Consider the following 14,143-nt stretch of genomic DNA (forward strand, 5'->3'; position numbering starts at 1 on the left):
TTCTTGTGGTCTGATTCAAGCAATAAAAGAGGACAGCGAAAAACAGCATTTCATGTTTTGTGGCTGGCTGATTTTATTGCCGCAGAATCAACAAGACAAACGCCGTTTAATCAAGAGGCTGTTTTTCTTGTGATCTGATTCAAGCAATAAAAGAAAGGTGAATAACCTTAATATTTGTCTTTATGGATAGTTAAATTTCAAGGCTAAGCACGCAAAAAGGACTGTGACCAAAGCTTTGTCACAGTCCTTTTTGCGAATAAACGGTGTTCAAGAGACAGCTTATAAACAATAAGGCTGAACGTCTCTTTCACAACCTCCATTTTATGTTCCATACATAATCAACCTTTAACAGAACCTACGAGTGCGCCTTTGACAAAGTATTTCTGAACAAAAGGATAAGCAATCAGCATAGGGACTGTTGCAATAACGATAACAGCCATTTTAACTGTTTGTGCTGGTGGAATCACATCAACGGCACTACTTTCTGCTTGCATCCCGCTTGATACAATGACGATCTGACGTAAAAGAATCTGTATCGGCCATTTAGATGAATCGTTGATATATAAAATAGCGGTCATATAAGTGTTCCAGTAAGTAACAGCATAAAAAAGTGAGATAGTAGCAATAGACGGTAACGCTAATGGTAGCATGATTTTGAAAAATACACCAAAATCTGTACAACCATCCATTTTTGCCGATTCTTCCAAACTATCCGGCAAGGCTTGGAAAAAGTTTCTCATAATGATCATGTTCATTGCATTAACAGCTACAGGTAAGATCATTGCCCAATAAGAATTGACCAGTCCCAGAGAACGAACAACCAAGAATGTGGGAATCATTCCCCCGCTGAACAACATAGAAAATACAACAAGAAAGTTGACGAATCCTCGACCAAACAAGTACTTTCTGGAAAGTCCGTATGCCATCAGTGAAGTTGCGCACATGCTGACGATCGTTCCAACCCCGGTAACGCCAATCGAAACAGCAAGTGCTCTAAAAATAGTTGGCGTAGATAGAATATAGCGATACGCGTCTAGAGAAAAGGTGGTAGGGAAAAGGATAAATTTTTTCGCGACGACTTCTTGTGTAGAAGCGAAAGATGTAGCGATGATATTTAAAAAAGGCACGATACAGATCAAAGCTAGCAAGATTAGAAACGTATTGTTGAAAAATGTAAAACTTCTTTCTCCTATAGAGACTTTCTTTTTCATATAGATAGGCTCCTCCTCAAAATAAATTAAAAGTTCTGTTTCTATGTATTCAATTTATCATCGGTGAAAGATTACGTATATAATCATTTCCTACGTTAAGTGTCAGATAGAAAAAAATAGAATAGTTAGTAGGCGTATCTTATTTGTGAAGAAATATACTTTTATATTTTGCGAGTATAAAAATCATTGTTGTGTAAGCGTTTTTACATGCGATGAAAATGATTATATACGTAATTCGGATAGTTATCTATCATAAAGACATAAGCAGCAAACATTCACAAAACTAAGGAGGGGCTTATGGAAAGTGTAAAGAAACAAGAACCATTTCAACTGACGCTATCGAAAAAAGAAGAAAAGCTCAGAAGACGAAAAAAAATAATTGCAGGAATCAAAACGAATAAATTTTTATACGTGATGATTCTGCCGGGGGTCCTTTATTTCCTGATCTTTAGGTATCTTCCTATGGGAGGGCTCGTTATTGCTTTTCAAGATTATCAACCATTTTTAGGGATAATGGGCAGTCCTTGGGTGGGATTCAAACATTTCATTCGTTTGTTTACAGAGCCGACTTTCTTTACTTTATTAAGGAATACTTTGATCTTGTTCGGGTTAAATATCTTTGTGTTTTTTCCGATGCCAATTGTTTTGTCCCTACTATTAAACGAAGTAACGAACAAGCGACTGAAAAATGGGATTCAAACGATCATTTATATCCCTCATTTCATGTCTTGGGTAATCATCGTTTCGATTACTTATGTATTTTTGAACGTTGACGGAGGGGTATTGAATGAATTCCTTGCAACGATGGGTTTTGAAAAAATCAGTTTTCTGACATCTCCTGAGTGGACACGAACAGTCTATATTGGACAAGTAATCTGGAAAGAGTTGGGCTGGTCTACGATCATCTACCTTTCAGCGATCACTGCAGTAGATACACAGTTATATGAAGCAGCTGAAATGGATGGAGCAGGACGCTTGCGAAAAACATGGCATGTTACATTACCGGCAATTCGTCCAGTAATCATTACCTTGCTGATTCTAAAAATCGGTCAGACACTGGACTTAGGTTTCGAGCATATGTACTTGTTATTGAATTCATTGAATCGAAGTGTTGCAGAAATTTTCGACACCTACATTTATACAGCTGGATTGAAGAATGGACAATTAAGTTTCAGTACAGCAATGGGATTGTTTAAAGGGGTCGTAGGATTATTCATGGTAATTTTAGCTAATAAGATCGCCAAAAAGCTAGGAGAAGACGGCGTTTACTAATTTAGAAAGAGAGGGAAAGACATGCTGCAGTCATTAGATAAAATAAATGGAAGGCTAAATCGTATTTTACAGTTGGTTTATTTGAATTTTCTGTGGGGTGGTTTGGTCATTGCAGGACTAGGGATTTTTACTTTTGGTCCTGCATCTTATGCAATGGTTGCAGTGATTAGAAAATGGCTACGCACAAAAGAAACATTTCCTTTGACGAAAACGTACTTCTCATATTTTAAAGAAAACTATCGCGAAACCTTACTGATGAGCTGGATATACGGTGTCATCGGAATTGTTTTACTTGTGGATCTTTCTTTCATACACAATTGGTATCTTAGAATTGCTTTGTATATTGCTGCGTTCATGTATTTGCTCTCAGCACTCTATATTTTTCCAATCATGGCTCACTATGATTGGAAAGGATATTTTTTCAAAATGAAAATGGCATTTTTGTTCGGATTCTCTCATCTTCATTATTCATTAGTGTTGATCCTAAGTATGGTGGGGATTTACCTGATGATCATCCAAACAATGCCAGGTGTTTTAACCTTTATCGGTGGCAGTCTCTTCTTTTCCGCAGTCACGTGGACAGCAAATTCTATATTTTGTCATTTGGAATGGAAGAACTCATATACAGAAAAAACAGAAGAAAACAAAAATATCATTAAAACAGTGAAGGAGAAAATTTATGAAAAAAGCAACGCTCGTAAAATTAGGTCTTAGTTTTGCAGGAATTCTAGCACTTGCCGCATGCGGCAACAGTTCAAACAACAGTTCTTCAGAGACAGAAGATGGGAAAGCAAAAATCACTTGGTTGAATATTTTACACCATGCTTCACCACCAACTGACACAATCGTGAACCTAATCGAAGAAAAAACCGATACGGAACTTACATTCAATTGGATTCCTGATGCTTCAAAAGAAGAAAGACTGACAACTGCATTGGCTTCTGACGAACTAGGAGATATCGTTACACTTCAAATTGCTATGCTGAAAAACTCTTCTGTCCGAAATGCGTTGAAATCAGGCGTATTCTGGGATGTATCGGAATATTTAAAAGACTATAAAAACTTAAGTCAAATCTCTGAGGATAGGATCGAAGCTGCAAGTATCGACGGAGCACTGTATGGCGTGCCAATGCAAAAGGACTATGCTCGTGCTGGTTTAGTCATTCGAAAAGATTGGTTGGATAATCTTGGATTAGATGTTCCAACTACGATGGATGAACTTTACGAAGTAGCTAAACAATTTACAGAAAACGATCCAGATGGAAATGGTGTGGATGATACAGTTGGTTTTGGTGATCGTGCGCCTAGTGATATTCGTTATACCAGCTTTAAGCTGTTCACTTCTTATTTTGGAGCACCGAATGGTTGGGCTGTAGACGATAATGGCAAATTCACTCCAGAATTTGATACAGAAGAATACATGAAAGCGTTGAACTTCTCAAGAGATCTATTTGAGAATGGCTATTTAGCTCAAGACTTTGCGGTTACTCAAAAAACGGACCAACAAGAACAATTTGCACAAGGAAGAACAGGAATCTACACTGGAATGGTGGACATCAAGAACTTGAAGACAATGGGACAAGGCATTCAAGATGATATGGAGTTGATTCCTGTAAACAAGATCTCAGATGGTGAAGGCGGCGGCTATCATGTTTGGTCAGAAGGAAATGGTATTGGCGGTTTGCTAGCATTCCCTAAATCCCAAGTAAAAGACGAAGCACAATTGAAGAAATTACTGCAATTTGTTGATGATCTTCTAGAAGAAGATATGTATAAATTGATGACTGGTGGTATTGAAGGAACGCATTATGAATTGAATGATGATGGTTCTATTGAATTTATCGATATGGATCTTTGGCAACAAGAAGTGCAACCGCTATCAAGTTCTCGGCCTAGTGAAGTGACGTTCTCTTTCAAAGATGCAGATCCTGAAAAAGAATTGTCGAATCAATTGATCAAAGAAAACGAAGAATTCGCTGTAATGGATCCTTCTGTGCCATTGGATTCACCGACGAACAATGAAGTAGGATCAGAAATTGAAAAAATCGTCATTGATGCTACGGTGCAATACATCATGGGACAGCTTGACGAAGAAGGATTCAAGAAAGCTGTAGAAGACTGGAAAGCACAGGGAGGCGATCGAATCACACAAGAGTACGAGGAAGCATACAAAGCAGCGGCACAGTAATATAGACGATTGGGACAAATACTTCTTGGTATTTGTCCCAAATCCTATTTTAATTTTTAAAGGAGAGCAAATAATGGAAAACTGGTCAAAGAAATTAGCAAAAAGCATCATGGAAAGAACACCTCGCTTATATGAAGAAAAGTGGTATAAAGGAAAATGGTCTTATGACTATGGTGTCGTACTTAAAGGGTTCCAATTACTTTGGGAACAAACCCAAGAAAAAATTTATTTTGATTTCATAAAAGACAATATCGACTATTTCGTGCAAGAAGATGGAACGATCCGTGGCTACAGCGTTGAAGAATACAATATCGACCATGTAAATACAGGAAAGCTTTTCTTTTTATTGTACAAAGAAACAGGCGAAGAAAAATATAAAAAAGCAGCAGAACTCCTTTCCCAGCAGTTGGCAAACCATCCACGCACATCCGAAGGGGCTTTTTGGCATAAAGAAATTTATCCTTATCAAATTTGGTTAGATGGATTATATATGGGATCACCTTTTTATGCTGAATTTATCCAGAATTTTAGTGAGGAAAAAGATTACCAAGATGTCTTGAGACAGTTTGAAATCAGCTATAAACATTTATTCGATCCAAAAACAAATTTACTAATCCATGCATGGGATGAAAAGAAAGTCCAACCATGGGCTGACCCAGAAACAGGTTTATCTCATCATTTCTGGAGTCGGTCGATTGGCTGGTATCTGATGGCTGCGGCAGATACCTATGAATTGCTTCATGCGGAAACGGATTGTTCTTTGCTGAAGGAAATTTTAGAAAAGACATTGTCCGCATTACTTCCGTATCAAGAAGAAAACAGTGGGACATGGTATCAAGTAACAACAGAAACAAAACGGAAAGGAAATTATCTGGAAGCTTCTGGCAGTAGTATGTTTGTTTACGCAATGGCTAAAGGGATACGCTTAGGCTTGCTGAACAAAGAAGAGTGGCTGCCGCAAGTGAAAAAATCTCATCAAGGACTACTCGATGAATTTGTTCTTGAAACAAAAGAAGGCTGGTTGAACTTGAACAAAAACTGTCAAGTAGCAGGGTTAGGCGGAGCAGAACAGCGAGATGGTTCATACGCTTACTACATCAGTGAGCCGATTATTTGTAATGATCAAAAAGGTGTCGGTGCATTTTTGCAAGCATTGATCGAAGTGGAGGCATTATAAATATGTATGATATTTTGACATTTGGTGCATCAATTGATGAATTGAATACTGAAGCAATACAACAAGCGATTGATGCAGCAGCAAGCGCAGGTGGTGGGACCGTAGTTGTGCCAGCAGGTGAATTTTTAACAGGGGCTTTATTTTTAAAAAGCAATGTAGAACTTCATTTGAGCGCAGGGGCGGTTTTGAAATTCTCTGACGATCCAAAAGATTATCCTATTGTTCATTCACGTTGGGAAGGAGTCCATCGAAAAGTCTATGCTTCCTGTATCTATGCTCAAAATGTAGAGAACATCTCTGTCACTGGTTTCGGTACATTAGATGGAAATGGAAAAAAATGGTGGCATACTTTCCGAAACGAACCAGATAATCTGGCTTATCCACGTCCTAAATTGATGAGTTTCCATAATTGCCATCGAATCACTGTGAAAGATATCAAACTGATCCAGTCACCAAGTTGGACGATCAACCCAATTCTTTGTAGCAACGCGACGTTTGACAACTTGACGATTTTGAACCCAGCGGATTCACCAAATACAGACGGAATCGATCCAGAATCCTGCAAAAATGTGCGTATTAGTAATTGCCATATTGACGTGGGAGATGACTGTATCGCAATCAAAGCGGGGACTGAAGATACGTACGAAAGGATTGCTTGTGAAAATATCACGATCACAAATTGTACGATGGTCCATGGACACGGAGGGGTCGTGTTAGGAAGTGAAATGAGTGGTAGTATACGTAATATTACCATTTCCAATTGTATCTTCCAAGAAACTGATCGAGGAATACGATTGAAATCTAGAAGAGGTCGAGGCGGGATCGTTGAAGATATTCGAGTATCCAATATAGTCATGGATAATGTGATGTGTCCATTTATACTGAATCTTTATTATTTCTGCGGTCCGCGAGGAAAAGAACCATATGTATGGGAAAAAACGGCTTATCCGATAGATGAGCGGACACCAGCATTCAGAAGGATCCATTTTTCGAATATCACGGCAAGGAATGTCCATGCTTCTGCAGGATTTATTTATGGATTAGCAGAACAATTTATACAAGAAATCACATTTGACAATATTGATGTTTCAATGGCCCAAGATGCAGTTCCCGGTGTCCCTGCTATGATGACAGGGATAGAGGAAATGAGCAAGCAAGGATTTTACATTGGTTTTGCGGATAAGGTTTCCTTTAATCAAATGACGATTGAGAATCATGAAGGACCAGCATTTCTATTAGAAAATACGAAAGAAATCAGTATTGAGAAATTCCGGTCAACTCAATCGGAAAATATGGATGAGCTGGTTGTTCGTAAAAACTTTGCTTATGCAGTTGAATGACTTTTTAGGTGATCCATCTAGCAGACTTACTCCTAGTGGAAAGCGATTATACCGAGAAAAACAAAATGGGTTTATGCTTGAATATTATCAACTGTACTTAAATGAATTGGAAACAGTACCAGCACTTTATGCTTACCCGGAGAAAGAAGGACCGTTTCCGACGGTCCTTTACCTGCATTCTCACGGCGGAGATTTTTCAGTCGGGAAAAGTGAATTGATCCATGGTGCTCCTTACTTAGCTTCTCCATCTTTTGCAGAAGTACTGACAGGAATGGGGTATGCTGTTTGGTCGATTGATGCTTGGGGATTTGAAGAACGCGGAGGTATTTCCGAAAGCGAGTTGTTCAAACAATTTTTATTAACAGGAAAAACGTTATGGGGAATGCGTATTTATGATGTGATCAGCTTGATCGATTATTTGGAGACAAGGGAAGACACAGATACTCAACGGATCGCAACGATTGGTCTTTCTATGGGAGGCTTATTAAGCTGGTGGGTGGCGGCATTGGATTCTCGTGTCAAAGTTTGTATTGATCTAGCGGCACAGGTGGACATCGAAACACTTTTGCTACATCGTCGCCTAGATCATCATGGGTTTTATTATTATGTGCCAAACCTGCTGACAGCTTATACAACGTTAGCAATCCAAGAAAAAATCGCTCCGCGCCCTCGTCTTAGCTTAGTTGGAAAAAACGATACGATGTGCTTGGACGAAGGCGTACTGAAGCTGAGAAAAGGGCTGGACAAAAAGTATCGATCAATGGGTAGTCCAGAAAACTTTTCTTCTTTTTCTTTAACAGGCGGTCATATGGAAACACAAGAAATGAGAAACATTTGGAAACAATTCATAAGGGAGCATTTATGAGGATGAAAGACAAACTGATAATTGGAAAAAATTCTATAGATACCCCGACGGATTTTGAAACTATTCAAGAAGGAATCGATTATTTGGCAGGCCTGCCGGATAGCCATCCAAAGGTCTTGATAGTAAAAGAAGGAAGATATGATGAATATATAGAAAGCAGATTATCCAATTTTAAACTTGTGGGAACAGGAACAGTAGTGATCTCCGGTAATCGTTTTGCAAAACAGGAGTATCTTGACGGTAGCCAGTTAGGGACTTTCCGAAGTGCTACTTTTTTCTTAGAAGGATCGAATGTCGTATTAGAAAATCTTCACATCGAAAATACAGCAGGTCCAGGAGAAAAAGTAGGTCAAGCTGTTGCTTTATTCAATTCAGGAGATCGCGTATTATTAAAAAACTGTCGACTAACTGGTTATCAGGATACTTTATGCACGGGTCCGTTGCCTGACTTGCAAAAAGATGGTACGCCTTTTTGTACACCGGCTTCTGCCAATCCTGATTATTGTCGTCAGACCTATGAATATTGCTGGATTGAAGGAACGGTGGATTTCATATTTGGTGGGGCAGATGCAGTTTTTCGCCAGTGCCGTATCCATAGCTTAGCCAGTAAAAATCCTGGATACATCACAGCAGCATCTACGCCAAAAAATCAAAAATCAGGGTATCGTTTTGAAAGCTGTACCTTGACTGCAGAGCCTGATACTAAAAACGTCTATTTAGGAAGACCGTGGCGCCCGTATGCAAATGTCGTGTTTGAAGCGTGTAAGATAGGTGGGCATGTTCACCCAACTGGTTGGGATAATTGGGATGACAAGAAAAATGAACAGACTGCCAAATTCTCTGAACGAAATAACAATTATGAAACACCAATCAAAAGACCTGAATGGATCTATTTAGAAAAGCAGGGGGTTCTGAAATGAAAAGAAAATGGGAACTATTGCTAGGAATGATCGGTGGCAGCCTATCTCTGATTTTCTTTGGCGGATTAGCAGTTACTTTAAGTAATATGTCTGCGTCAGAGTTTAAAAAAAGTTATCAGTCGCTTGCTGTCGATCATCCAACTTTGTCTTTAGAAAATACATTTGAGCTATTACAGGACATGACTGGTCTGTTTGCCGTTGTGTTGTTTATTTCACTTGCTTTTTTAGCAGTAGCACTATTTTTGACGGCTAAAGGAAAATACTTAACAACTGCCACTGGTTTGTATTTTATAACGGGAGTTATATTGTTGGTCGGCACTCAGTTTATTGCGTTTCCTTTTGCATTTTTTTATTTTGCCGCTGGGGCATTCAGTTTGTATCGAGTAAGAATGAGAAAGGAAGCCTGAATCATGCAGACTATCAAAGTGAAAAATCCTATTTTAAGAGGGTTCAATCCAGATCCTAATATTTTAAGAGCGAAAGACCGGTATTACATTATTGTCTCCTCTTTTGAATGGCTTCCAGGAATTCGAGTATATGAGTCGAAGAATTTAGTCAATTGGTCACATACAACGGATATTTTGACCACTCAAGTATCTTTGCAAGGAAATCCTACAAACGGAAGCATATGGGCACCGCAAATCAGTTATGCTGACGGATTGTTCTATCTTGTTTACACAGAGGTCAAAAGTGCAGGCCGTCCGTTTAAAGATGTCCACAATTACTTGATTACTGCATCTGAGATCACAGGACCTTGGTCCGAACCGATTTATTTAAATAGCAACGGTTTTGATCCTTCTTTGTTTCATGATTTGGAAACAGGAAAAAAATGGCTTGTCAATGAATTATGGGATTATCGTCTGGACACACCGAATAAATCCAGCGGTATCGTATTGCAAGAATATGATGCAGAGAAGAAGAAGCTTGATAGTCCCATCTATAAAATATTTGCAGGTACAGAATTAGCGAAAACGGAGGCACCGCATTTGTATTTTCGTAACGGGTATTATTATTTGATGACGGCAGAAGGCGGTACAGGAAGAGGACATTCAGTCACAGTCTGCCGAGCAAAGAATATTACTGGTCCTTACGAGCTTGATCCTGGTTTTCCTATGCTGACAGCTAGTGACAAACCTGCTTCTACATTGCAATGTACAGGACATGGGAGCTTAGTACAAACCCCGTCAGGAAAATGGTACATGACATATCTTTGTACCAGACCATTAAACGGTGCGGCTATTTTGGGAAGAGAAACCGCTATCCAAGAAGTGTATTGGACGTCCGACGATTGGTTAAGGCTTAAAGATAACCAGACAACTCCAATGGAAGAAATAATGATTGAGACGAATGAAGAGGTACAACAAGAGAGAAATCATCAGTTTATGGATACATTCGAAGGAGAGCTAAAAAAGAACTGGAATGCCAGACGTATTTTGCCAAGGGTTGATTGGTGTGATACAAAAACTAGACCTGGTTTTTTACGACTGATTGCCGGTGAATCCCTTCAATCTACCTTTGACCATCACTTATTAGCTATTCGGCAAACGGATTTTACTTTTGATGCGGAGACAGCATTTGAATATACACCTAATAATTTTAATCAGATGGCTGGACTGGTATTGTACTTAAATGAATCCAATTATATTTATTGCTATGTTACTTGGGATGAAAACAAGGGAAAATGTCTTCGTATGATAGAATCAGAAAACGGAGTTGCACAAATAGAAGATTGGAGGATTCCACTCAAAGAAAAGAAGACTTTCTTGAAAGTAGCCGTAAAGAAAGAGACAGCACAGTTTTATTTGAAAGACGCACCATCTGAAGAATGGAAGGAAGTAGGTCTACAAAAAAACATGTGTATACTCTCAGGTGGATTTACGGGGAATTTTATCGGGATAGTCGTACATGATTTAAATAGAAAAAGAGGAAGTTATGCTGACTTTGAATTTTTTAAGTATGATGGAAAAGATCATGAATGACCTAGCTCTCTAATAAATAGAGATTCACTAACTTGTTTTTGCTAGTTAGTGAATCTTTTTGTTTATCTATGATGTTATGAAAATAATATTAATGCCCTTTTATGCCAATGTTTTTAAACGTATTTTTGTTTTTTCTCTGTCAAGATAGTGCAATAAAAAGTCAATATTGTGAATATCAAAACAAGAAAAAAAGAGTTATAATTTTGAAAACGTTTACTAGAAGAGGTAGGAGGAATTCAAATGCTTTCACAAAATGCTGTTACAGCAAATACAGTAAAAAAAGAAAAAAAGGAATTTGGGATTTCCGATAAGATAGGCTACATGTTCGGTGATTTAGGTAACTGTTTTATTTTAGGTTTGGTCAATAGTTTCTTGATGATTTATTACACGAATGTTCTTGGTGTTTCAGGAGCAATCGTAGGTACGTTATTCTTGATTTCGAGAATTTTGGATGCGTTTGCTGATGTGATGGTTGGAAGATTATGCGATGTCTCAGAGTTAACAGAAGCTGGCCGATTTATTCCTTGGATCAGAAAAATGAAATATCCATTTTGCTTAGTGACAGTCATTTTGTTTTTACCATTCGTCCAACATCTTCCAATGACGGTGAAGATTGCATATATTTTTGTTTCATATATTGTTTATGGTATTTTTCTGTCAACAATCAATATCCCTTACGGAGCAATGGCAGCAGCCATTAGTTCAAATCCTAATGACCGCACCTCGTTATCCACATTCCGAAGCATTGGTTCTGCGATTGGCGGGTCAACTACAGGGTTCTTTATCCCGATTTTAATGTACACCCATAACAAGAGTGGGCAGCAAGTCGTTTCGGGGAATCATTTCTTTTGGATTTCCATCGGATGTGCGGCAATTGCATTTGTCGCATACATGCTGACTTGTAAATTGACTACTGAACGAGTAAGAGTTGTCAAAAACGAAAAAGTGTCTGCTTCTCAGTTGGTAAAAGGTTTATTGGCTAACCGAGCACTGATTATTTTAGTCATTGTTGACATTTTCATTGTGATCAATCAGATTTTAGCTGGGACGAATATGACTTATTTATTTAATGATTACTTCCATAATAAACAAGCAATGTCTGTTGCTCTTTTATTTACTTACGGAACAGTAGTAGTTTTAGCACCATTTGCTACAAAGCTGACAAAATTATTTGGTAAAAAGGAAGCAAGCGTATTTGCGTTACTCGCTTCTTCATGTATGTACTTGCTGATGTATTTCCTTCATATAACAAATGCATGGGTATATCTGATTCTTTTATTTATTGCTACTTTAGGATCTGGTTTATTCAATTTGATGGTCTGGGCATTTATTACTGACGTGATTGACTATCATCAATATAAGACAGGCTTAAGAGAAGATGGAACAGTATACGGAGTGAATTCTTTTGCGAGAAAAGTAGGACAAGCATGCGCAGGAGCAGTCGGAGGATTTATGCTAGCACTCATTGGTTACCAATCGTCTACAACAGGTGGGGCCATCCAATCAGTTTTAGTACAAGAAAGAATTTATACGATGGCAAACTTGCTACCAGCATTCTGTTTATTTGTATCCGCAATCATTTTGTTAGTAGGGTATCCGCTGAATCGTTCGAAAACTGTGTTTATTGGTGAAGAATTAAAAAAAATCAATGAAAGATAAGGAGAAAAGTATTGCAGACAAAAAAAGAGTTCATCAATGCTTTAGACTTTAAAACAAACGACATTCAACAAGATGATACAGTAATGCTGCAAAAGGCAATCAATCAAGGTGCAAAAGAACACTTGCCCGTATTTATTCCAAAAGGTATTTATTTAGTCGGTGCACTTTTTTTAAAAGATAAGAGCCATCTTATCTTCGAAGAAGGGGCTGTTCTCAAGGGAAAAACAGAGATCGAAGCATTTCCAGAGATTGATACACGAGTTGCTGGAATAGAAATGAAATGGCCAGCAGCGGTTTTGAATGTTCTCTCAGCAAAAGATATTCTTATAGAAGGAAAAGGAATAATTGACGGACAAGGAGAGCATTGGTGGGAACTATATTGGGGGAAAGACCAAAAAAGCGGAACAAGAGCTGAATATGATCGAAAGGGACTGCGTTGGATTGCAGATTATGCTATTAAGCGTCCGCGCGCGTGTTTACTGTATCATGCAGAACATGTTGTCATTCGTGATTTGATTTTTCAAAAATCAGGTTTTTGGAACCTGCAGATCACTTATTCTAACGATGTATTAGTAGAAAAAGTAATCATCCGTCATAATGATGGGCCAAGTACAGATGGGATTGATATTGATTCTTCAACAGATGTGCGTATCTATGAATGTGATTTGGCCTGTGGTGATGATTGTATCGCTATTAAATCTGGCAGGGACGGGAACGGTGCAAGAGTCAATCGAAAATCTTCAAGAATCGAGATTGCGAGATGTAACATTCGTTCAGGTTACGGTGTAACTATTGGTAGCGAAGTTAGTGCTGGAGTTAGTGATGTGTATATTCATGATATCAATTTTTTTCAGTCAGACTGTGGTATTCGAATGAAATCTTCAAGAGAAAGAGGGGGAGTGATTGAAAATATCAGGGTAGAAAACCTGAATATGATGGATGTACAATTTCCGTTTTCTTGGATAATGGACTGGCATAATGAATATAATAGAAAAAATAGCAATGACCTTGAACGAATGCCAGACAGTTGGCAAGCAGTGGCTGAAGAAATACCTGAATCAAAACAAATGACAAAAGTTAGAGACATACATGTCAAAAATGTACAGGCAAGTCTTTCTCCAGGCTATCCACTTCCTTCTCGGGCTTTTGACTTGGTAGCATTTCCTGAAAAACCTATAGAAGATGTCTGCTTTACTCATTGTACAATAACTGCAAAAGAATTTGGACGAATCGAAGCAGTTCAAAACTTATGTTTCGAAAGCTGTATCCTATCAATAGAAACAGGGAACACAGTTGCAAACAATACTTTTGACAATCGTTGAAATTATAATAAGGTCAAACTAAAATATTATTTTAGCTTGACCTTTATTTTTTTTAATGATATATTAAACAACGTTGTCGCATTTGATTGAAACATTTTGTGAAAATTCCGAAAAAGAGTTGACACATGTTTTAAGACGTGATAAGATAACTGAGTCGTTAAAAAAGAACAGCTTGAGAAGCTTGATCCTATCGAAAAAAACTCCAAAAAA

13 protein-coding genes are annotated in these 14,143 nt (G+C 38.1%); 12 read left to right on the forward strand and 1 reads right to left on the reverse strand.

Going from position 1 to position 14,143, the window contains the following annotated elements; all coding sequences use genetic code 11:
• Positions 1–3: 3 nt before the first annotated feature.
• Positions 4–138: a hypothetical protein gene (locus ESP02_RS13480; RefSeq protein WP_002373233.1), complete on the forward strand. Its 135-nt coding sequence runs from the start codon at positions 4–6 to the stop codon at positions 136–138.
• 200 nt (positions 139–338) lie between these two features.
• Here the strand turns inward: ESP02_RS13480 and ESP02_RS06575 are convergent, their stop codons facing one another.
• On the reverse strand, positions 339–1,211 hold the full coding sequence (locus tag ESP02_RS06575) for a carbohydrate ABC transporter permease (RefSeq protein WP_002329939.1): 873 nt from the start codon (positions 1,209–1,211) through the stop codon (positions 339–341).
• Between the two features lie 297 nt (positions 1,212–1,508).
• Between ESP02_RS06575 and ESP02_RS06580 the strand changes: the two genes are divergently transcribed.
• The 11 genes from ESP02_RS06580 (at position 1,509) to ESP02_RS06630 (ending at position 13,933) form a co-directional block, all read left to right on the forward strand.
• On the forward strand, positions 1,509–2,483 hold the full coding sequence (locus ESP02_RS06580) for a sugar ABC transporter permease (RefSeq protein ID WP_002373237.1): 975 nt from the start codon (positions 1,509–1,511) through the stop codon (positions 2,481–2,483).
• A gap of 21 nt (positions 2,484–2,504) precedes the next feature.
• Positions 2,505–3,197, forward strand: coding sequence for a YesL family protein (locus ESP02_RS06585; RefSeq protein WP_002373238.1), 693 nt, complete (start codon positions 2,505–2,507; stop codon positions 3,195–3,197).
• Positions 3,163–4,671 carry an extracellular solute-binding protein gene (locus ESP02_RS06590; protein WP_002373239.1) on the forward strand — a complete coding sequence of 503 codons (1,509 nt, stop codon included), beginning with the start codon at positions 3,163–3,165 and terminating at the stop codon, positions 4,669–4,671. The genes ESP02_RS06585 and ESP02_RS06590 overlap by 35 nt, the downstream gene beginning before the upstream one ends.
• Positions 4,672–4,744: 73 nt before the next feature.
• Complete coding sequence (locus ESP02_RS06595; protein ID WP_038399120.1) at positions 4,745–5,848, forward strand: glycoside hydrolase family 105 protein; 1,104 nt, start codon at positions 4,745–4,747, stop codon at positions 5,846–5,848.
• Between the two features lie 2 nt (positions 5,849–5,850).
• The gene (locus tag ESP02_RS06600) at positions 5,851–7,188 is read left to right on the forward strand and encodes a glycoside hydrolase family 28 protein (RefSeq protein ID WP_002373241.1); all 1,338 of its coding nucleotides are present in this window, start codon (positions 5,851–5,853) and stop codon (positions 7,186–7,188) included.
• A complete protein-coding gene (locus ESP02_RS06605; RefSeq protein ID WP_002373242.1) occupies positions 7,175–8,053 on the forward strand; it encodes a dienelactone hydrolase family protein in 879 nt (292 codons plus the stop codon). The genes ESP02_RS06600 and ESP02_RS06605 overlap by 14 nt, the downstream gene beginning before the upstream one ends.
• Positions 8,050–8,973: a pectinesterase family protein gene (locus tag ESP02_RS06610; protein ID WP_002373244.1), complete on the forward strand. Its 924-nt coding sequence runs from the start codon at positions 8,050–8,052 to the stop codon at positions 8,971–8,973. Before ESP02_RS06605 ends, ESP02_RS06610 begins: the two co-directional genes overlap by 4 nt.
• Positions 8,970–9,380 carry a DUF4064 domain-containing protein gene (locus ESP02_RS06615; RefSeq protein ID WP_002373246.1) on the forward strand — a complete coding sequence of 137 codons (411 nt, stop codon included), beginning with the start codon at positions 8,970–8,972 and terminating at the stop codon, positions 9,378–9,380. The genes ESP02_RS06610 and ESP02_RS06615 overlap by 4 nt, the downstream gene beginning before the upstream one ends.
• Before the next feature lie 3 nt (positions 9,381–9,383).
• The gene (locus tag ESP02_RS06620) at positions 9,384–10,952 is read left to right on the forward strand and encodes a glycoside hydrolase family 43 protein (RefSeq protein WP_002373248.1); all 1,569 of its coding nucleotides are present in this window, start codon (positions 9,384–9,386) and stop codon (positions 10,950–10,952) included.
• A 240-nt stretch (positions 10,953–11,192) separates the two neighbouring features.
• Positions 11,193–12,611 carry an MFS transporter gene (locus tag ESP02_RS06625; RefSeq protein WP_002297765.1) on the forward strand — a complete coding sequence of 473 codons (1,419 nt, stop codon included), beginning with the start codon at positions 11,193–11,195 and terminating at the stop codon, positions 12,609–12,611.
• 11 nt (positions 12,612–12,622) lie between these two features.
• Complete coding sequence (locus tag ESP02_RS06630) at positions 12,623–13,933, forward strand: glycoside hydrolase family 28 protein (protein ID WP_002373251.1); 1,311 nt, start codon at positions 12,623–12,625, stop codon at positions 13,931–13,933.
• Positions 13,934–14,143 lie beyond the last annotated feature (210 nt).

The organism is Enterococcus sp. NBRC 3427, assembly GCF_007996925.1.
In the GTDB taxonomy this organism is placed as follows: domain Bacteria; phylum Bacillota; class Bacilli; order Lactobacillales; family Enterococcaceae; genus Enterococcus_B; species Enterococcus_B lactis.